The organism is Aeromonas sp. SG16, assembly GCF_024436135.1.
In the GTDB taxonomy this organism is placed as follows: domain Bacteria; phylum Pseudomonadota; class Gammaproteobacteria; order Enterobacterales; family Aeromonadaceae; genus Aeromonas; species Aeromonas jandaei.
This window is the reverse complement of the sequence record NZ_JANFNW010000002.1, coordinates 470,456-491,177: the sequence shown is the minus strand read 5'-3', so window position 1 is coordinate 491,177 and position 20,722 is coordinate 470,456. Positions and strand designations below refer to the sequence as shown.

Genomic DNA, 20,722 nt, shown 5'->3' with positions numbered 1-20,722 from the left:
ATTATTTATTTAATAAATCAAACAAATATTGGCCATAGCTATTTTTAGCCATTTTATTTGCAGCATCGCTGAGTTGGTCATCGGTTAGCCACTTATTGCGCCATGCAATCTCTTCTAAACAAGCGATTTTATAGCCTTGGCGTTTTTCTATCGTCTCAACAAAGGATGCGGCATCGTGCAAACTTTCATAGGTGCCGGTATCGAGCCAGGCAAAACCACGACCGAGCAGCTCAACATTGAGTTCACCCGCATTGAGATACATCTCATTGAGGGTCGTGATTTCCAGCTCGCCACGGTGCGAGGGTTGCACCTGTTTGGCCAGCTCGACAACCTTGTTATCGTAGAAATAAAGGCCGGTTACAGCAAAGTTGGACTTGGGATTTAGCGGCTTTTCTTCAATGCTTATCGCTTTTTGGTTGTCATCAAACTCCACCACGCCAAAACGCTCAGGATCTTTAACCTGATAACCAAATACGGTTGCTCCGCTTTGACGTTGTGCTGCGCGTTTTAAAATGGGCGAGAAACCTTGGCCCCAAAAGATATTATCACCCAAGGCCAAACAGACGCTGGAATCACCGATAAACTGTTCACCAATCAAAAAAGCCTGTGCTAAACCATCAGGACTTGCTTGCACAGCATATTCCAGCGTGATACCAAACTGGCTGCCATCACCCAACAAACGCTGAAATGACGATTGATCTTCTGGCGTGGTAATAATCAGAATTTCACGAATGCCCGACAGCATTAATACTGAGAGAGGGTAATAGATCATGGGCTTGTCATAAACGGGCAATAACTGCTTGGAAACCCCCATAGTGATAGGATAAAGACGGGAGCCAGAACCACCAGCCAGAATAATACCTTTCATAACTTTTTTTCCCCGTACTGCTGTTCAATCCAGGATTGGTAGACACCACTCTTGACGTTGTTGACCCACTGCTGGTTATCCAGATACCACAGCACTGTCTTGCGGATACCAGATTCAAAGGTTTCTTGCGGTTGCCAAAAGAGCTCGGCGCTCATCTTGCTGGCATCGATGGCATAACGGCGATCGTGACCGGGACGATCCGCTACATAGGTGATTTGATCGCGATAGCTTCTCCCCTCACCCCGGCCCTCTCCCCCAAGGGGCGAGGGAGACAGAGGTACCATCTCGTCCAGCAGATCGCAGATGGTGTGTACCACCTCCAGATTCTGCTTCTCGTTATGACCGCCGATGTTGTAGGTTTCCCCCACCAAGCCCGTGGTCACCACCTTGTAGAGCGCGCGCGCGTGGTCTTCCACGTAGAGCCAGTCACGAATCTGGTCGCCCTTGCCGTATACCGGCAGCGGTTTGCCATCCAGCGCGTTGAGGATCACCAGCGGGATCAGCTTTTCGGGGAAGTGGTACGGGCCGTAGTTGTTGGAGCAGTTGGTGACGATGGTTGGCAGGCCGTAGGTACGGCGCCAGGCGCGAACCAGATGGTCGCTGGAGGCCTTGGAGGCAGAATAGGGGCTGCTGGGGGCGTAAGGAGTTGTTTCGGTAAAGAGCGGCAATGGCTCACCGGCGGCGACTTCATCCGGATGGGGCAGATCCCCATACACCTCGTCGGTGGATATGTGGTGGAAGCGGAAAGCCGCCTTGCGCACCTCGTCCAGACCGTTCCAATAGGCGCGTACCGCTTCCAGCAACATATAGGTGCCGACAATATTGGTTTCGATAAAGTCGGCAGGCCCTGTAATGGAACGGTCAACATGGCTCTCGGCAGCCAGATGCATCACCGCATCCGGCTGGTGCAGGGCAAATACCCGATCCAGCTCGGCACGGTTGCAGATATCCACCTGCTCAAACGCATAACGCTCGCTTTTCGATACATCGGCCAGGGATTCCAGATTGCCGGCATAGGTGAGTTTATCGAGATTGATAACGGCATCCTGGGTATCACGGATGATATGGCGCACCACGGCAGAGCCGATAAAGCCGGCACCGCCGGTCACGAGGATTTTCATAGATATGCGTTCTCTTGCGAGGAGTGAATACGGAATTGGGTATCGGTGGTATGGAGAAGAAAACAGCTGTATTAGCGCTAAATATCAATAAATAACGTGTATTGCCAAGACTGCACTACACAGCCGTTATGCATATACGTTGAACAAAAATCAGGATAACACCATGGCTACCGCCCCTGGGTTACAGCCCCCAGCTTGCTGCTTTTAACCGAATTTTGTTTGCTGTTGGTCATCGTGTCCTCCAGCATTTTTATGTTTTGATGGTCGATAACAGTGTTACCCGCTCGCATTTTATAGCCAAAAGAGGGGTACCAAACCAAACGACACATAGTCTACCAGCCCGATAAGGGGCAGATTCTATCTCGTTTTCTGTAAACCTGCACACCAAAAAGTGCCTTCATCAAGGGTTTTGAATCAAGATTCGATGGAGAACCGACAGCACTTGATGAACTCATCCGAATCACCTTTAAAAATCGAACAGATCACAGCCAAGTTACCGTTTTTCAGGCGAAAAAAATGGGGCAACCGCTCGTGTTGCCCCATTTTATAGTCAGCTTTAACTGACTCATTTATCAAATTGTGATTTGTCGCTCAGAACAGATGGACACGCTTTTGCTCAGTCACCTTTTGACTCAACTGCTGCAGCCATGCGCGCCTCTTTGCTCTGGTGGCTGGTGAAGTAGCGCATCACCAACACGAAGAAGAGCGGCACGAAGAAGATAGCCAGCACGGTGGCGCTGATCATCCCCCCCATCACGCCGGTACCGATGGCATTACGGCTGCTGGCGCCGGCGCCGGAGCTGATCACCAGCGGCAGCACCCCGAGGATAAAGGCGAGCGAGGTCATCAGGATCGGGCGCAGACGCAGGCGCGCCGCCTCCACCACCGCCTCACCCAGCCCCATCCCCTTGTCATAGAGCTCTTTGGCAAATTCCACGATCAGGATCGCGTTCTTCGCCGACAAGCCTATGGTGGTCAGCAGGCCCACTTGGAAGTAGACATCGTTCTCCAACCCGCGCAGAGTAGCAGCCAAAATGGCCCCCAGAACCCCGAGCGGCACCACCAGCATCACCGAAAACGGAATGCTCCAGCTCTCGTAGAGGGCCGCCAGACAGAGGAACACCACCAGCAAGGAGATGGCGTAGAGCGCTGGCGCCTGCGAGCCCGCCTGCCGCTCCTGGAAGGAGAGCCCGGTCCACTCGATACCCACCCCTTCCGGCAGCTTCTTCACCATCTGCTCGATGGCAGCCATGGCATCACCGGTACTCTTGCCGGGCGCCGCTTCCCCGACGATCTCCATCGCCGGCACGCCGTTATAACGCTCCAGACGCGGCGAGCCGAAGCTCCACTCGGTGCTGGCAAACGCGGAGAAGGGCACCATCTGGCCGGCACTGTTGCGCACATACCAGAGTTTCAGGTCTTCCGGGTTCATCCGGAAGGGGGCATCCGCCTGCATATAGACCTTCTTGATCCGGCCGCGGTCGATGAAATCATTGACGTAAGCAGAACCCCAGGCGCTTGCCAGCGTGTTGTTGATCTCCGCAATGGAGAGCCCCTGCGCCAGCGCCTTCTCGTAGTCGATCTTGATATCGAGCTGCGGCGTATCTTCCATCCCGTTCGGGCGCACCCGCACCAGAGTGGGATCCTGCGCCGCCATGCCGAGCAGCTGGTTGCGTGCCGCCATCAGCTTCTCGTGGCCGATACCGCCGCGATCCTGCAGGAAGAAGTCAAAACCGGTCGCCGTCCCCAGCTCGGGGATGGGAGGCAGGTTGAAGGCGAAAACCTGCGCCTCCTTGATGCTGAACAGATAGCCCATGGCGCGGCCGATGATGGCATTAGCACTGCGATCCGGGCTCTTGCGCTCGCTCCAGTCTTTGAGTTTGATAAAGGCCATACCGCTGTTCTGACCGCTACCGGCGAAGCTGAAGCCCGCCACCGTCAGTACGGAATCGACGTTATCCTTCTCGTTTTTCAGGAAGTAGTCGCGCATGTCCGCCAGCACCACCTCGGTGCGCTGCTTGGTCGCCCCGACCGGCAGTTGCACCATGGACATGATGACCCCCTGATCCTCCTCCGGCAGGAAGGAGGTGGGCATCCGCATAAAGAGCACAGCCAGCACCGCTAGCATGGCACCGTAGATGAGGCTGTAGCGCACGCCCTGCTTGATCACCTTGCCCACCCCGCGCTGGTAGCGCTGGGTACCGGCATCAAAGGCGCGGTTGAACCAGCCAAAGAAGCCGCGCTGGGCACCAAACTCGCCGTGCTTCATCGGCTTGAGCAGGGTGGCACAGAGGGCCGGCGTCAGGATCAGCGCCACCAGCACCGACAAGGTCATGGCAGAAACGATGGTCAGCGAGAACTGGCGATAGATGGCGCCGGTCGAGCCACCGAAGAAGGCCATCGGCACGAATACGGCGGAGAGCACCAGCGCAATTCCCACCAGCGCGCCGGTGATCTGGCCCATCGACTTGCGGGTCGCCTCAAGCGGGGAGAGATCCTCCTCGCTCATCAGCCGCTCCACGTTCTCCACCACTACGATGGCGTCATCCACCAAGAGGCCGATGGCAAGCACCATACCGAACATGGTGAGGGTGTTGATGGAGAAGCCAAATGCAGCCATCACCCCGAAGGTACCGAGCAGCACCACGGGCACCGCGATAGTCGGGATCAGGGTCGCCCGGAAGTTCTGCAGGAACAGATACATGACGCAGAACACCAGGAAGATCGCCTCGATCAGGGTCTGCACCACCTCCTCGATGGAGATCTTCACGAACGGCGTGGTGTCGTAGGGGTAGACGATCTTCATGTTGGCCGGGAAGTACTCCGACAGCTCGTTGAGCTTGGCACGCACCTTCTCGGAGGTATCCAGCGCGTTGGCACCGGTCGCCAGCTTGATGGCTACAGCCGCGGTGGGCTGACCGTTGTAGAGCGCCTCGGCGTCGTAGCTCTCGCCAGCCAGCTCGACCCGGGCCACATCTTTCAGACGCACCTTGGCGCCATCCTGAGTCACCCGCAGCAGGATGTCGTTGAACTGCTCGACGGTGGAGAGACGGGTCTGGCCCATGATGGTAGCGGTGAACTGCTGATCGGCCACCGAAGGGGTTCCCCCCAGTTTGCCAAACGCTACCTGGGCGTTTTGCGCCTTGATCGCCAGCTGCACATCACTCGGGGTCATCTGCACTCGGTTGAGCTTGTTGGGGTCGAGCCAGATCCGCATGGAGTACTGACTGCCGAATAGAGTGATATCCCCTACCCCGTCCAGACGGCTCAGCGGCTCCTTGATGTTGGAGACCACATAGTCCGCCAGGTCGTCGTTCTTCATGCTGCCATCGCTGGAGATGAAGGCGGCTACCATCAGGAAGCTGCTGGAGGTCTTCTGCACCCGAATGCCCTGCTGCTGAACTTCTTGCGGCAGCAGCGACATCGCCTGCTGCAGCTTGTTCTGCACCTGCACCTGGGCGATATCAGGATCAGTTCCCGGCTGGAAGGTCAGGGTTACCGACACCCGGCCGGCAGAGTCGGACTGGGAGGACATGTAGAGCAGGTGATCCAGCCCCGTCATGTTCTGTTCGATGATCTGGGTCACCGAGTCCTCTACCGTCTTGGCAGATGCGCCCGGATAGCTGGCGGAGATGCTCACCGCCGGCGGTGCAATGCTCGGATACTGGGCGACCGGCAGTTTGATGATGGCCAGGCTGCCCGCCAGCATGATCACCAGCGCGATCACCCAGGCAAAAATGGGTCTGTCTATGAAAAATCGAGCCATGAAGCGACTACTCCATCCTACTTGTTGGCCGGGGTGGCGGCAGTTGCCGGCGCCGCAGCCTGTTCAGCCGGATTGACCACGGCACCCGGACGCACTTTCTGCAAACCGGCCACGATCACCCGCTCGCCGGCATTGAGGCCGGACTCCACCACCCAGCTGGTATCGACAATGCGGCCCAACTGGACGTTGCGCAGATCCACCTTGTTGTCTGCGGTCACTACCAGCACGGTGGCGCCGCCATTGGGGGTACGGGTCACCGCGGTTTGCGGCACCAGCAGCCCTTTGGCTCGCTCGCCCTCTTGCAGGGTGGCGCGCATGAACATGCCGGGCAGCAGCAGATGCGCTGGGTTGGGGACAATCACCCGCAGCGCCACCATGCCGGTGGTCTCATCCACGGTGACGTCGGAGAACTGCAACGAGCCCTCTTCGCCATAAGTGGTGCCATCTTCCAGCTGGAAGCTCACCTTGGCGCCCTTGTGTTCGTCCTGCACCACCTTGCCCTCGGCCACCAGCCGCTTGAGACGCAGCAGATCGGCGGTGGACTGGCGCACATCGACATACATGGGGTCGAGCTGCTGGATGACGGCGAGGCTGTCAGCCTGCTGGGCGGTTACCAGCGCCCCTTCGGTCACCGCGGAGGTGCCAATGCGGCCGCTGATGGGGGCCGTGATGCGGGTGTAACCCAGATTGATCTCGGCGGTGCGCAGGGCTGCCTTGCTCGCCATGATCTCCGCCTGCGCCTGCTTCCAGCTGGCGTCGGCATCATCATAGTCCTGACGGCTGATGGAGTTGACCTTGAGCAGCTCCTGATAGCGCTTGGCCTTGAGGCGGGCGCTCTGCTCGTTGGCCTGCGCCTTGGCCAGATTGGCCTTGGCGCTGGCGACGGCAGCCTGATAGACAGCCGGATCGATCTGATAGAGCAGATCGCCAGCCTTCACATCGCTCCCCTCGGTAAAGAGGCGCTTGAGGATGATACCCCCCACCTGCGGGCGCACTTCGGCCACCCGCAACGGGGCGCTGCGGCCGGTCAGCTCGCTGGTCAACTTGAGCGGAGCACTCTGCAGGGTCACCACGTCAACCGCGACGGGAGGCATGCCCCCCTGTCCCTGCGGCGCGCCCTTGTCGCCACAACCTGCCAGCAAGCCTGTTGCCAGCAGGGCAAGACCTACCGAACGAGCAAGAATATGTTTATGCATGAAACACCTGAGCCTTTGCCAGTCAATGAACAATCAGGGCCACGTGGGCCCTGTTGGTAAAAATCGGAAAGATGAGGCAATATACATACATTCATAAATGTATGTAAGTGACTTTTTCTTACTAATCAGGGGCGCAGAAGTAGATGGCCAGACGGACCAAAGAGGAGGCGCAGCAGACCCGCTGCACCATCATGAAGACGGCGCTGGATCTCTTCTGCAGCCAGGGGCTGGCAAAGACCAGCCTGACCGACATCGCCAGAGCCGCTGACCTCACGCGCGGGGCCATCTACTGGCACTTCAAAAACAAGGAGGAGCTCTTCTTCTCCCTCTGGGAGGAGCTCTGCCAACCCCTCGCCCATCAGCTCGACGCCTGCGTCAATGAAGAGGAGCCCGACCCTCTCGGCAAGCTGCGCGACTTCCTCAAAGAGGTGCTGACCCGCATCACCCGGGATCAGGCCCACCAGCAGATGTTCACCATCCTCTTCAACCTGGAGTCACTGGAGGGGGAAGCCATCTCCCTGCGCGAGCATATCCGCAGCCAGTCCAGCAACTTCTTTCGGGATCTGGAGACCACCCTCACCAACGCCATTCGGCGTGGACAGCTGCCCGCCAATCTGGATCTGCGGCGAGCCTCCACCCTGCTCCACTGTACTCTCGATGGCTACATCATCAACTGGCTCCACTTTCCGGAGCGGATCGATCTGGCGGCCGAGTCGGAGTACCTGCTCGACTGCATGTTCACCATGCTGACCCAACCCCGCAATCCGGCGGTTCGTTCCTAGAGTTCACCCTCTGCGCCAACTTGCAGGCTATTTTGCCAGCGCAGCCCCCGATTTGCTAAGGTAGCGCCCCCTGTAGCCGCTTCGGCCCGAGACCATCGCTGTGACATCCACTGACGCCATCGCCCCAGATACCGCCCATTCCGCCAGCCCGACTCCGGCGCACACCGCCTTTACGGCCCGGCTGGCCGCAGGCGCCCACCTGCTCAACCTCGACTGCGGTGACGGGGCGGATCTCTGCTGGCTGCGGGATGGCGGTTTTCGGGTCACCGCCTGCGAGCCCGAGCTGGCGCTGGCCCGCAGCGCATCGCGCCGCTCGGGTCAGGCGGTGCGGGTTTGCCCCATCGCGGGGATGCGCAGCGTGCTCCCCTATGACGGCATCTGGCTCAGCCGCCCCGCCGACTTGGCAGTGCCGCAAGCAACTGACACCCTGCGCCATCTCGCTACCCTGCTCAAACCGGGTGCGCCGCTGGCGTTGCCGGTTGCAACCGCTCTCGCGGCCACCATGGCGCAACTGGCCGAGCAGCTCAAAGAGGATAAGATCCCGCTGACGATCTGCGCGGAGCAGCCAGCCCAATCCGCCGCAGCGTTGAGTTATCTGCTGCTGACCCGCACGACCACTTGATTGGCGGCGCCGGTTAACCCCTTAACGGCGCTCAGCTTTTACCCCGTGCAGGCCCTAACCCCGAGGCCCTGCACGCCCTCTGTCAGCCCCCCCATGTGCAGTCCACCATGACGAATCTTGCGCGTTTAAATATGGGCGCTTTCCGGTCGGAAAAAATAGCCGTTAACAATATTTAACTCGGCATTAACCCATTCAAGACAGACATAATGCGGATTCTGTGTTAGAAAGTGTGATTAATATCAAAATTTAATAACAAATCAGACAATACAACCAACACCGGATTTCCTTATGAAACTTGTCCTCAAACTCATTGCTGGCATCCTTGCCGGTCTCTTGCTCGGTCTCTACGCCCCTGAGTGGGTGGCGCGCGTGCTGTTTACGGCCAAGACAGTCATAGGTCAGCTCATTACCTTCACCATTCCGCTCATCATCCTCTTCTTCATCATGAGCGGTATCGCCAGCCTGCCGAAAAACTCCGGCAAGCTGCTGGGCAAAACCGTGGCCCTCTCCTACTGCTCCACCATTCTGGCGGGCCTGTTCGCCTTTACCGTGGCGAGCCACCTGATCCCGCAGCTGACCACCGCCGCCGAGCCCACTACCGCCGAGGCGGTCAAGCTCGCCTCCTACGTCAATCTGGAGATCCCGCCGCTGTTTGGCGTGATGTCCGCGCTGGCCGCCGCCTTCGTGTTCGGCATCGGCATCAGCGCCACCCAGGCCACCGATCTGCGTCGGGTCGCCGATCAGGGCCGTGACATCATCGACCGCCTGCTGGCCAAGGTGATCATTCCGCTGCTGCCGTTCTACATCGCCGGTGTCTTTGTCGAGATGACGGTGGAAGGCACCGTATTTGCCACCCTGAAGACCTTTGGCGTGGTGCTGGTGATGGCCATCCTGATGCACTGGGTATGGCTCTCCGTATTGTTCGTCGGTACCGGTCTGGCCCTTGGCCGTTCACCGGCCCAGCTCATCAAGAACATGCTGCCAGCCTACTTCACCGCGCTGGGGACCATGTCGAGCGCCGCCACCATTCCGGTTGCCCTGCAGTCGAGCAAGAACAACGGGGTGAGCGATGGCATCGCCAACTTCACCGTGCCCCTGTGCGCCACCATTCACCTCTGTGGCTCCACCATTACCCTGGTGACCTGCGCCACCGCGGTGATGTTCCTCTCCGAGCATCTGGCCATTCCGGGCATCGACACCATGCTGCCCTTTATCATGATGCTGGGTGTGATCATGATCGCCGCCCCGGGCGCACCGGGTGGTGGCGTGATGTCGGCACTGGGTCTGCTCACCTCCATGCTCGGCTTCGGTGAAGCCTCTATCGCCCTGATGATCGCCCTCTATCTGGCGCAGGACAGCTTCGGCACCGCCTGCAACGTCACCGGTGACGGCGTGATTGCCCTGTGGGCCGATCGCTTCGCCAATGGCAGCGAGAGCGCTGCCCCCGTGGCCGAGGCCGAACAGGCGTAAGCTCGCCGGGATGGCCCGACCATCCTCTGCAAAAACCACAGGCCCGAACCTCTGTTCGGGCCTGTGTCGTTTCTGCCTTAAGCCATCTGACCTGAGCCAGTCAGGCAGCATCAGCGCAAGTCGGCACCCCACACCATCAAATCGGCATCATGGGGCCACCCGCTGCATTCGTCAGATTGTTACTCTAGCGAAACAGTTGCCAAGTAGACTGTTTCACCCACGATAACAATCAAGCGCATCAACCGCCGCGGGGCCATACTTGCTGCCAGCATCACAGCCGCCCGATCGCAGAGCTAGCTGCCGCCAACACCACAAGGAGAAGAGAACATGTCCATCTGGTTATTGAGTCTGCTCGCCTCGTTTGTGCTGATCCTCGCCATGACTACCATCATCTGGTGGCGTCAGTATCGGCTGGCCCAGCAGCGACCGGACAAGCAGATCCGCCCCTGCGGTTGCTCGGGTGCCAGCGCTGACCACCTCGACCAGTCAAACGAGTCGCCGCGCAAACCATAACGGGCTGCGGGCGACGAGCCACAAAACCGCTGCCATCAAATCTGACAAATGCAAAGGGGACGCTCGCTGGCGTCCCCTTCTCTTGCTCTGCATCGTTGACCCTCTTGCTTGCCCCTTGTCCCCCTTGCGCTGGCTTTGCCGCCCCCATCTCACTCAGCCGATTTCGCCTCGTCCGTCTCCGGCGTAGTGGCCGGATCCTGATACTGCTGATAGATGGCATAAAACTCGGCCTTGTTGCGCAGGGCCGCAGCGACACAGGCGGGATCGAACTGGCTGCCGGCATGCTCCTCCAGATAGGCAAAGGCCGTCTCGAACGGCCAGGGCTGCTTGTAGGGGCGCTCGCTGGTCAGGGCATCAAACACATCGGCCACCGCCACGATGCGCGCCGCCAGCGGGATCTCCTCCCCCGCCAGCCCCAGCGGATAGCCGGTGCCGTCGAAGCGCTCGTGATGGCTGGCGATGATATTGGTCAGCATGTCGGTGTGGTGAATGCCGTCGAGGCCAAACTCGCTGATCATCAGGTTGATCATCTCCTGCCCCTTGCCGGGGTGGCTCTTCATGATCTCGAACTCTTCCGGGGTCAGCTTGCCCGGCTTGAGCAGGATACCGTCCGGCACCGCAATCTTGCCGATGTCGTGCAGCCCGGAGAAGAGATAGACAAACTCCACCTCCTCATCGCTGAGGCCAGTAACAGGGGCCAGGGTTCTGGCGATCAGCCGGGAGTAAGCCGACATCCGGTGCAGATGGTTGGCGGTCTCCTCATCCCGATAGCGGCTGAACTCCCGCGCAGTGGTCAGCGCCCCGCCAAGGGTCTGAATGGAGAAAAACTCCACCGCAATGATCGCCGAGAGCATCTGGGCATAGGCCGACAGCTCGTTTCTGATCGGCTCGTTGAAATAGTCCGGCTCCATGGCATCGCAAAACAGAAAGCCAAACAGCTTGCTGTTGAACAGCAGCGGCTCGGTATAGCTGGAGGCATAGCCCGCCTCCAGCAGCTTGCGGCTGTGCTCCGACGCTGAGTCACGCAGGGCATCGAGATTGCCGAGCACACGGGCGTGGTGGTGCTCCGCCAGATAGCGCAGGGAGGGGACATCGCTCAGCTTCACCTCGTACTGCACCAGCGGAGAGTGGCCTTCGGTGCTGTGGGCAAAGGTCTTGAGCTGATCGGTATGAGGGTCGTAGATCGCGATGGCCACCCGGCTCAGCTTGTCAAAACGCTCCCTGAGGGTGGCGTGTACGCTCTGCATCCTTTCGCCAAATGAACTCTCCATGACCTTCTCCACCGGATATCCGTGATGGGATTATAGTGACTCCCTCTGTCCCCCTCACCTCTGTTGACAGGAAAATCAACAAAGCGGGATCCCGATAACAACCCCGCTCTGCGGGGTCAATAGCCCATTAATGGCAGGCCTTTGGCGGCAATTCACGCCGCCCAATCCTGCCCACTCCGAGATATTGTTCGGTTCTCCCAGCTCCGCTGTATAGTTTTTGGTTAGCCATTTAGGTAAAATCCGCGCCCTTAAAGAGAAGCCACCTAAGAGTGATTGAGCGATGTCCAACACAAAACAGGCCCCCAAAGTAGGATTCGTCTCCCTGGGTTGCCCGAAAAACCTGGTCGATTCCGAGCGCATCCTGACCCAGCTGCGTACCGAAGGGTACGACGTGGTGCCCAGCTATGACGATGCCGAGCTGGTTGTCGTCAACACCTGTGGCTTTATCGACAGTGCCGTGCAGGAGTCGCTCGAAGCGATCGGCGAAGCGCTGGCCGAGAACGGCAAGGTGATCGTCACCGGCTGCCTTGGCGCCAAAGAGAATCAGATCCGCGAGATCCACCCCAAGGTGCTCGAGATCACCGGCCCCCACGCCTACGAAGAGGTGCTGGGTCACGTCCACAAATATGTGGAGAAGCCGCAGCACAACCCCTTCACCAGTCTGGTACCGGCCCACGGCGTCAAGCTGACCCCGCGCCACTACGCCTATCTGAAGATTTCCGAAGGGTGCAACCACCGCTGCACCTTCTGCATCATCCCCTCCATGCGCGGGGATCTGGTGAGCCGCCCCATCGGCGACGTGCTGGCCGAAGCCAAGCGCCTGAAAGAGGCCGGCGTGAAGGAGCTGCTGGTGATCTCCCAGGACACCTCCGCCTACGGCGTCGATGTGAAGCACCGCACCGGTTTCTACGACGGCATGCCGGTCAAGACCAGCATGGTCGCCCTGTGCGAAGAGCTGGCCAAGCTCGATATCTGGGTACGTCTGCACTACGTCTACCCCTACCCGCACGTGGATGACGTCATCCCGTTGATGCGCGATGGCAAGATCCTGCCCTACCTCGACATCCCGCTGCAGCATGCCAGCCCGCGCATCCTCAAACTGATGAAGCGTCCGGGTTCGGTCGAGCGTACGCTGGAGCGGATCCAGAAGTGGCGCGAGATCTGCCCGCAGATCACCCTGCGCTCCACCTTTATCGTCGGCTTCCCGGGCGAGACCGAGGAAGATTTCCAGATGCTGCTCGACTTTATCGACAAGGCGGAGCTGGATCGGGTCGGCTGCTTCAAATACAGCCCGGTCGAAGGGGCGCTGGCCAACGAGCTGCCGGATCCGGTGCCGGAAGAGGTTCAGGAAGAGCGCTTCCAGCGTTTCATGGAGCTGCAACAGCAGGTCTCCATCCGCAAGCTGGCCCGTAAAGTGGGTCAGGAGATGACCGTTATCATCGACGAGGTGGATGAAGAGGGCGCCACTGGCCGCTCTTTTGCCGATGCGCCGGAGATCGATGGCCTGGTCTACCTCAACGGCGAAACCGGCCTCAAGCCGGGCGACATGGTCAAGGTGCGGATCGACGAATCCGACGAATATGACCTGTGGGCCAGCCTGATTGGCTAACCCTGCCATGGGTAAACACGCCGCGCGTTGAGCCGATAGCGTTCAACGTAACTAAACAAAAAGCGCCTGATGGCGCTTTTTGTTTAACAACTACCGGCGATAAAACCCTAGCCAAGGTCGTGCAGCGCCTTGCCAAGGGGCGCTGTGAGGCGCAAGTCAGAGAAGTGCACCGCCAGCCCCTGCCGCTCCGGCGTGCAGCACATCACCCCGATAAAGCAACTTTCGCCTGGCGGAAACGGGGCGAGGCGCAGCAGCGGCCACACCTTGCCATCGGTGGAGTATTGCAGGCGCAGACAGTCCGCCAGCCGGGTCAGCCGCAGCCAGAAGCGGCGCGGATTGCCGGTGAAGATGCCGGTGGCCCAGTCAGAACGCGGATTGGTCAGCACGCTGCCGATCATCGGCTGATCGTCGTTGTACTCGATACCGGCCTTGAGCCAGTGCGCGTCGTCTTGCAGCAGCATCAGACCCGCCTGATCGTAGAGGGTGGTGAATTCCCCCTCGACGCAGACCTGAAAGGTAAACTCACCCGCCACCTCGCAGCCATAGACATGGCCGCTGTGGCGCTCGAAGCCATACCAGGTGCTGCGCCAAAAATCGGTCTGCTTGTCCGTGACTACCTGTAAACCATCGTCTGTCTGGTGCCACCGGGCCGGTTCATTGAGCCAGCACCACTGCGTCCCTTCCATCATCTCGTTCAACTCCTGTTGTCTCGCCAACTTGCCACCAGCGACCCGCTTACTTGCCCTGCTTGAAGAGGATGGCGGTGAAGTGGCTCTCTTTGGTGCGCGGGAAGTAGCGATCCTTGTAGCACTGCTGCTCACTGCTCTCGCAATGTACCCCGTTGCTCAGGGTGTAGCTGCCAAGATCGGCCCCCTGCAGGTTCTTCTGCAAACGGCTGGCCGCCTGCTCGCCGAGATGGGCGCGGGTCAGGCCGATGGAGATCCCCTGCGGGTTGGCGCAATAGCCGCCCTTCTTGTCGCACACCACCTTGGCGGCGGGAGAGAAAACGGCCGGAGCCGCGTGAACGCCCCCGATTAGCAGCAGCGCCACCAGCGCAGCCGAGCGTTTGAACATGGTGTTACCTTGATAAACCTTGAAAATCAGGGCGTTAATTTATCACTCCGCTTCCGTGATGGCCAATTGCCAGCCGCCCTATCAGCCGGTTGCTGCGCAAAGCCCACATAGAGGATTGGCGCCAAGCGGGCCGCCACCGCAGCGGGGCTGGCTTATCGGGGGGCGAACATGTGTAATAGCCGCCTGTACACGTCCGTCAAAGAGTCCGCCATGCAACTCAAACCCCTTCTCAAGGGACGCTTTCAGCCCCACTGGCAGGCCAGCCATGATCTGATCGAACAGGTGGTCATCTCCTGCATCACGGAGCGGCGTCTGATCCCCGAGGGGGAGCCCCTGATGCGTCAGGGGGAGCTATTGCGGGATCTGGTGCTGGTGCCGGGCGGCCGCATCGCCATGGGCCACACCGCCATGAATGGCCGCCGCTTTCAGCTCGGCACCCTTGAGTGCGACAACCAGCTCTTTGGCGAGATGGAGTTCTTTACCGGCTACCGCTGCCAGCTCGACATCATCGCCGAGGAGCCGCTGGAAGTGGCCCGCATCGACGGCGAGCAGCTGGAGCAGGCGCTGGTAGCCCACCCCAAGGTGGCGCTCTTCTTTGCCACCGCCATTGCCATCGACTATCAGGACACGGTGGATATCTTCACCTGCCGGATGCTCTACCCCATCAGCTACAACATCGCCCTCGACCTCTATCACAGCCACTGCCACGACAACCCGGTGAGTGGCTTTCGCAAGGGGTATCAGGAGGCGGAACGCTTCGGCACGACCGACAGGGTCTACCGGCGGGCGGTGAAAGAGCTGATGGACAAGGGACTGGTGGAGCGTGGCGAGGAGGGGTTGCAGATCCGCGATCTGGCGGGGCTCAAGGCCTTTCTGGAGCAGCCATAGGTCGCGGGTATCAGTAGCCGCCTGAACAGCAACAAGCGGAACAGCAACAAAAAAGAGGGGCGGTTTATACCGCCCCTCTTGCTGTTTACTCTCCCGCTCAGGCCAGACAAGGCTGCGGCCGGGCCATCCGCAGCGACGCTACCAGCATGGCGAGGATCACGCCGTAGATAAGCGGAATGGCGTACATCACCGCCTGCAGACCGATCACCTGCTCGAACAGGGCGCTGATGGCCGGGCTGAACATGGCCCCCGCGCTGCCGCTGATAAGGATATAGGAGACGTTCTTGCTCGATGCCTGCCGTACAAACGACACCCCGTAGGCGATAAAGGCGTTGTAGAGCGCGGCGCAAACAAAGCCGTAACCATAGGTGAGATAAGGCAGCTGGCTCAGGTTGTCGGTGGTGACGATAAGCGCCGTCATCCCCATCGCCAGCGTGATGATCACCAACAGGAAGGTGCGGATCGCAACGCGGGTCACGATGGCGGTCGAGACCAGCGCGCCAAGCAGGGCCGCCGTCCAGTATTGGGTGATGATGTTGCCCGCCTCCTCGAAGGGGATGCCGAACTTGTTCTTCACGAACATGGGCGCCCAGGTGAGGAAGGTGTAGAGCGCCAGCATGCCGAGAAAAAGCCCCAACCCGCCGCTGATGATGCCGAGGTTCCACTCCGAGTGCTCGTTACCAGCGCTCTCGCCGCCCGCCTCGCAGCTGCGGAAGTTGGTCAGCACCGCCACCAGCATGGTCGCCAGCGCCACCACACCCACCGCCAGATAGCTCCAGCTCCACGCCATGGCGTGAGTCAGGGTGTAGGTGGTGACAAGCGGGAAGACCACCCCGGCCACGTTGAAGGTGGCATCCTGCACCACCAGCATGGTGCTCTGCATCCGCGCCTGCCAGACGCTCACCACCAGGGTCCCTGCAATGCAGAGCCCCACCCCGCCACACAGGCCAATCACCGTCATGGCCGCCATCACCACATAGAGCGAACCGGTCAGATGGAGCGAAGCCGCCGCCAGCGCGATCAGGCCGTAGCAGAGCAGCGTCATCCGCTTGAGGCCCACCTTCTCGATGAGGAAGAAGGCGGCAATGGTGCCCGCCAGCGCCCCGCCGTTGAGCAGGGAGAAGATAGAGGCCACCTGATTGACGTCGGCGCCGAACTTGGCGGCGATGGGGTCGATCAGCATGCCGAACTGGGTCGCAAAACCGGCCATCACGAAGTTGGCCAAGAAGCTGATGGCAGTGAGGGAGAGCTTATTGTTCATATTGGATCTCTCTTGGGGTCAGGGTGCGTGCAGGGTTGGGCGGGCTGCGGCGCTTACAGCGCAGTGTGCAGCGCCAGCTCGATCATCTGGTTGAAGGAGAGCTGCCGCTCCTCGGCAGTGGTCTCTTCACCGGTCAGGCAGTGGTCGGAGACAGTCAGGATGGCGAGCGCCTCGATCCCCTGCTGATGGGCCAGCCCGTAGAGACCGGCCACCTCCATGTCGATGCCGAGCACGCCAAACTTCTCCAGCGCCGGAATGAGGTTTTCGTCCGGATCGTAATAGAGGTCGCCGGTGAAGATATTGCCCACCTTGACCGGAATGGCCTTCTCCTGCGCCTTGGTAAACGCCTTGTGCAGCAGGGCGAAGTCGGCCGAGGTGGCCATCTGGTAGCCGGCGCTGCGCTTGGCATTGGTCGGGGAGTCGGTGCCCGCCGCCTGCGCCAGAATCACGTCACGCATCTGCACGTGGCGCTGGGTCGCCCCCAGACTGCCGATGCGGATGATCCGCTTGACCCCGAAGTCGTTCACCAGCTCGTGGGCGTAGAGCACCATGGAGGGGATCCCCATGCCGTGGCCCATCACCGAGATGCGCTGGCCGTTGTAGTAGCCGGTGTAGCCCAGCATATTGCGCACATTGGTCACCTCGCGCGCATCGGTCAGAAAGGTCTCGGCGATATAGCGGGCCCGCAGCGGGTCCCCCGGCATGATGACGGTCTCGGCGAAATCGCCCGGGTTGGCATTGATATGAGCGGTCATTATTGTTGTGCTCCAGTTTGACTCGTGTGGATGAGGGCATCCTAGCCCCCGCCCCCTCGCCCCTTGCAGGACAAAAGTCCTGTTGCCCCGATCGAGATCCCAGTTCCGGCAACTTCTCCATGGCCGCCCCGCTTGCCCCCCTCCACCACCGCTTATTGGCTCTTAATCAGCCCAGCCCTTGCGGCAAGGGCCATGTCACCCGCCCAGCGATAACGCCCCTGCGCCCAAAAAGCGCGGGGGGCCTGATGGCCCCCCGCAAACACACCGGATGAGAAAATGCCTTACTTGGCGGCGCTATCCTTCACGCACTTCTGGACAAAACTGTTCTTGGCCGCGCCAGCCAGCTTCTTGTCGGCTGCCGCCTTCTCGCACTTGGCCGCCGGATCCACCGCCGCGCCCGTCTTCACGCACTTCTGGATAAAGCTGTTCTTGGCCGCTCCGGCCAGCTTCTTGTCGGCTGCGGCTTTCTCGCACTCGCCCGTCTTGGCACCGGCGGCATCTTTCACGCACTTGCCGACAAAGCTGGTCTTGGCGGCGCCGTTAAGCTTTTTGGCTGCGGCCTGCGCCTCGCACTGCAACTGGGCTGTGTCGTTGGCAAAGACCGGATTGGCCAGCAGCACGCTGCCGCAGAGCAGGCCGAACAGGATGGTACGCTTCATGGGAGATCTCCTCTCTATCTGGTGATGTGTTTGCATGGTCATATTTGCATGACGATGTGTTGCAAATGGCTGTGATTGCAACAGCTGATTGTTACCGCAGATCCCCCACCTCGCCAGCTTGGGAGCGGAGCAGAGGGCAACCATCGCCCGCACTATAGCGCCGATTACCGGAGCGGGATTGTCCCCAGCCAGTCCTTCCTCAACAGCAAGCCACTCCCGCTCTTCCCCGCCACGCCCGCCAACCCCAATAAAATCAAGGGCCATGGGAATCCGGTGCCCGGTCAGGGCGATTTGTTGAGCCAGCGCAAAAAATCAGTCATTACTGACACTTACGTCACTTTTTGACTGGTATGGCCAGATTCGATTGGCTTAACATAGCCATCCGGTGCCTATTCATCTGTGATGGGCTGCTGCCCTCGCTGGTTAATGGAGCATATTGGAAGCTGTAATCCACGGGCGGTAGCGTTGGTTTTAAGTGCTACGATATCTACTTAGAAAAGTTAAAATATTTACATTTATAACTTAAAAACAATGACCCAATTCCTGTTCGCCTTTTTTATAACACCTTGGAGTTAATATGAATGCATTAATAAAAAAGTTCGGAATATATGGACTGTATGGATATAAAAACGTAACAATTGACTTCGACGATCCAACAACAATTATTGTTGCAGAAAATGGCATGGGTAAAACCACAATTCTAAGCGCTTTAAATAATATTCTAACGGGTAAATTCTCAGAACTTAGAAGCATTAGCTTCAACAGTATTGAAATACTATTTCAAGATGGTGAAAATATCTCAATTTACAGTAGTGAAATCAAGGATGACTTTTCATTAAATACAGATTTCAGAGAGTTAAGCGCTTATATAAAAAATGGCTATGACATTTATAACATAGCCAATCAAATTAAAACCATGGAATTCGATGAGATTAAAAAACTAGATTGGTATAGAACAGTCTATATGGAAAGCCCGCACTCTCATGAGGAGTTAAGAGAGTTGACATTAAAGGCTAAAGCATACATAAGCAATCTAGATACAACTACATTTAAGAAAATAAATACAATCAAGACCAAACTCAGTGACATTGAAATACTATTTCTACCAACATATCGTCGAGTAGAAAAGTCGAATCTTAGAGAGCAATATAATCAACGTGATGACTTCACATTCTCATCTCGCATGTCGTCCTCTGGTAGAATACGTGAAAATATAAAAACAGATATTGCTTTTGGCCTCGCAGATGTCGAAACAAAACTAAAATCTATCAGTGAAGACATTGAGAGGATTTCAAATATTGACTATCGTTCATTAAGTGCGACGATGTTAGAAGATTTAATGACTGGCAATACCAAGCCGAATCAAAATAATACTTATCAACTTCCAGAAATAAATGATCTATCCAGATTCTTAGGTCGAGTTATCAGTAGCCGACAAAAACAGAAAACCGATGAAATCGTAAATAGAATCTCCAATTTATATCAATCTAATGAAATAGAAAAAAATACATATCTATTCTACTTCTTAACAAAGTTAAATGATGTCATTAACTCAACAAAAAAACAAGAAGCTACTGTCGAGAAATTTGTTTCTGTGTGCAATAAATATTTCGAATTATCTGCTGATACCAAAACACTAACTTTTGATGTTGAAAATCTTCAAGTTATTGTGAAGGATGAATTTACGAATACACCAATAAAATTAGATGACCTTTCCTCTGGGGAAAAACAAATAATATCGTTTATGTCATACTTATACCTTGACAATAAGCCCAAAATTGTTCTTATAGATGAACCGGAATTATCATTGTCAATTGAATGGCAACGATTAGTCATCCCTGATATGATTGACAGTAAAAACGTAATTCAACTTCTTGCTATTACTCACTCACCTTTTATTTTTGATAACTCTCTACATAATAAAGCTAAAATGTTAAGCATTCATCGGGAGAACCTAAATGGCTAATGGTTCTTCATTTTTGGACAATATGGTTCTAAGTAAAAAATCGCCTTCAGTTCTTAGACTTACTTTATTAAAAATAAAACGCACTAATGAATTAGTTTTCATTTTCGAAGGAAAAGATGACTACTCATATTATGAACATGCCTTGAGACATTGCAACTTCAGCAAGAAGTACGAGCATATAAATGGAGAAGGAAAGGAGCAATTAACTACTCTTTGGCGCCAATTATTAGAAAATAAAAATGATTCAAAGTTACTTGACAACACTTATTTTTTTGTTGACCAAGACTATGATGACTTTTCATACCATGGGAAAAACATATATAACTTACCATGTTACTCCATAGAGAATATGCTATTGGATGATTCAGCAATAGATAGCATTCTGAAAGATGAATTTAATTTAGATGCAGAGAGAGAGGACTTACGGCTCCATTTAATAGAGTCATTTAGAACATCATACAAAAATTTTTCAGATGAAATAAAAAAGATATCATATGTTCTTTTCTTCAACAAAAAGGTCAACTCCGGCACAGCCTACCCCAAATTCAGTGAAATTATTGAGAGAGTTGAATATAATCAATGCATATTCAAGGTTGACACAAATGAGCATCTAAAGAAAACAATTCATGATCATCACCTATATCATAATGAAATCATCTGCATAGACCATTTCTTAAAAATGAATGATGAACAAATAATTAGAGGTAAGTATATACTCGCTTTCATTCAAGAATGGTTTGAATCAGCTAAAAAACACATCAACAATAATTACGCTGACAGATTAAATGGCCGAATTAAATTTGGCAAGGATACAATTAATATAAGGCGACTTTCGCAGTCATGCACAATAAACAAACACCTCAAACTTTTTACAAACACAATCTAACCTGAAAAACATCAA

General features: G+C 56.5%; 18 protein-coding genes. 8 read left to right on the top strand and 10 right to left on the bottom strand.

Annotated features, from left to right (window positions below; all coding sequences use genetic code 11):
- Position 1: 1 nt before the first annotated feature.
- From rfbA to NOM67_RS09350, 4 genes are all read right to left on the bottom strand, one after another.
- Complete coding sequence (gene rfbA, locus NOM67_RS09365) at positions 2 to 868, bottom strand: glucose-1-phosphate thymidylyltransferase RfbA (RefSeq protein WP_255936303.1); 867 nt, start codon at positions 866 to 868, stop codon at positions 2 to 4.
- Complete coding sequence (rfbB, locus tag NOM67_RS09360) at positions 865 to 1,989, bottom strand: dTDP-glucose 4,6-dehydratase (RefSeq protein WP_255936301.1); 1,125 nt, start codon at positions 1,987 to 1,989, stop codon at positions 865 to 867. Before rfbB ends, rfbA begins: the two co-directional genes overlap by 4 nt.
- A gap of 616 nt (positions 1,990 to 2,605) precedes the next feature.
- On the bottom strand, positions 2,606 to 5,755 hold the full coding sequence (locus tag NOM67_RS09355; RefSeq protein WP_042032472.1) for an efflux RND transporter permease subunit: 3,150 nt from the start codon (positions 5,753 to 5,755) through the stop codon (positions 2,606 to 2,608).
- A 17-nt stretch (positions 5,756 to 5,772) separates the two neighbouring features.
- Entirely contained in the window at positions 5,773 to 6,951 is a 1,179-nt protein-coding gene (locus tag NOM67_RS09350; protein ID WP_033115833.1) for an efflux RND transporter periplasmic adaptor subunit, read from the bottom strand.
- Positions 6,952 to 7,094: 143 nt separating this feature from the next.
- Here NOM67_RS09350 and NOM67_RS09345 point away from each other — a divergent pair, with 143 nt between their 5' ends.
- From NOM67_RS09345 to NOM67_RS09330, 4 genes are all read left to right on the top strand, one after another.
- Complete coding sequence (locus tag NOM67_RS09345; protein ID WP_033115834.1) at positions 7,095 to 7,733, top strand: TetR family transcriptional regulator; 639 nt, start codon at positions 7,095 to 7,097, stop codon at positions 7,731 to 7,733.
- Between the two features lie 100 nt (positions 7,734 to 7,833).
- Positions 7,834 to 8,355, top strand: coding sequence for a hypothetical protein (locus NOM67_RS09340; RefSeq protein ID WP_255936298.1), 522 nt, complete (start codon positions 7,834 to 7,836; stop codon positions 8,353 to 8,355).
- 288 nt (positions 8,356 to 8,643) lie between these two features.
- A complete protein-coding gene (locus NOM67_RS09335; protein ID WP_041208319.1) occupies positions 8,644 to 9,825 on the top strand; it encodes a dicarboxylate/amino acid:cation symporter in 1,182 nt (393 codons plus the stop codon).
- A gap of 327 nt (positions 9,826 to 10,152) precedes the next feature.
- Positions 10,153 to 10,338, top strand: coding sequence for a hypothetical protein (locus tag NOM67_RS09330; RefSeq protein ID WP_208736673.1), 186 nt, complete (start codon positions 10,153 to 10,155; stop codon positions 10,336 to 10,338).
- 149 nt (positions 10,339 to 10,487) lie between these two features.
- Here the strand turns inward: NOM67_RS09330 and NOM67_RS09325 are convergent, their stop codons facing one another.
- The gene (locus tag NOM67_RS09325) at positions 10,488 to 11,609 is read right to left on the bottom strand and encodes an HD domain-containing phosphohydrolase (RefSeq protein WP_255936297.1); all 1,122 of its coding nucleotides are present in this window, start codon (positions 11,607 to 11,609) and stop codon (positions 10,488 to 10,490) included.
- Between the two features lie 280 nt (positions 11,610 to 11,889).
- Between NOM67_RS09325 and rimO the strand changes: the two genes are divergently transcribed.
- Positions 11,890 to 13,218 (top strand): 30S ribosomal protein S12 methylthiotransferase RimO, encoded by a 1,329-nt coding sequence (rimO, locus tag NOM67_RS09320; RefSeq protein ID WP_042032463.1) that lies wholly within the window; start codon positions 11,890 to 11,892, stop codon positions 13,216 to 13,218.
- Positions 13,219 to 13,325: 107 nt separating this feature from the next.
- Here the strand turns inward: rimO and NOM67_RS09315 are convergent, their stop codons facing one another.
- Together NOM67_RS09315 and NOM67_RS09310 are read right to left on the bottom strand one after the other, a co-directional pair.
- A complete protein-coding gene (locus NOM67_RS09315) occupies positions 13,326 to 13,907 on the bottom strand; it encodes a DUF1349 domain-containing protein (protein ID WP_255936296.1) in 582 nt (193 codons plus the stop codon).
- 46 nt (positions 13,908 to 13,953) lie between these two features.
- Entirely contained in the window at positions 13,954 to 14,292 is a 339-nt protein-coding gene (locus tag NOM67_RS09310; RefSeq protein ID WP_255936295.1) for a YcgJ family protein, read from the bottom strand.
- A gap of 210 nt (positions 14,293 to 14,502) precedes the next feature.
- Between NOM67_RS09310 and NOM67_RS09305 the strand changes: the two genes are divergently transcribed.
- On the top strand, positions 14,503 to 15,180 hold the full coding sequence (locus NOM67_RS09305) for a Crp/Fnr family transcriptional regulator (RefSeq protein WP_255936294.1): 678 nt from the start codon (positions 14,503 to 14,505) through the stop codon (positions 15,178 to 15,180).
- A 97-nt stretch (positions 15,181 to 15,277) separates the two neighbouring features.
- Here NOM67_RS09305 and tsgA read toward each other — a convergent pair whose 3' ends face one another.
- From tsgA to NOM67_RS09290, 3 genes are all read right to left on the bottom strand, one after another.
- Positions 15,278 to 16,441 carry an MFS transporter TsgA gene (gene tsgA / locus NOM67_RS09300; protein ID WP_255936292.1) on the bottom strand — a complete coding sequence of 388 codons (1,164 nt, stop codon included), beginning with the start codon at positions 16,439 to 16,441 and terminating at the stop codon, positions 15,278 to 15,280.
- Positions 16,442 to 16,494: 53 nt separating this feature from the next.
- Positions 16,495 to 17,196 carry a purine-nucleoside phosphorylase gene (gene deoD, locus NOM67_RS09295; RefSeq protein ID WP_005303072.1) on the bottom strand — a complete coding sequence of 234 codons (702 nt, stop codon included), beginning with the start codon at positions 17,194 to 17,196 and terminating at the stop codon, positions 16,495 to 16,497.
- A gap of 281 nt (positions 17,197 to 17,477) precedes the next feature.
- Positions 17,478 to 17,855: a hypothetical protein gene (locus NOM67_RS09290; protein ID WP_204383678.1), complete on the bottom strand. Its 378-nt coding sequence runs from the start codon at positions 17,853 to 17,855 to the stop codon at positions 17,478 to 17,480.
- A gap of 577 nt (positions 17,856 to 18,432) precedes the next feature.
- On the opposite strand from NOM67_RS09290, the gene NOM67_RS09285 reads away from it, so the two are divergent.
- Complete coding sequence (locus NOM67_RS09285; RefSeq protein WP_255936280.1) at positions 18,433 to 19,821, top strand: AAA family ATPase; 1,389 nt, start codon at positions 18,433 to 18,435, stop codon at positions 19,819 to 19,821.
- Positions 19,814 to 20,707, top strand: coding sequence for a DUF4435 domain-containing protein (locus NOM67_RS09280; protein ID WP_255936279.1), 894 nt, complete (start codon positions 19,814 to 19,816; stop codon positions 20,705 to 20,707). The genes NOM67_RS09285 and NOM67_RS09280 overlap by 8 nt, the downstream gene beginning before the upstream one ends.
- Positions 20,708 to 20,722: the final 15 nt, after the last annotated feature.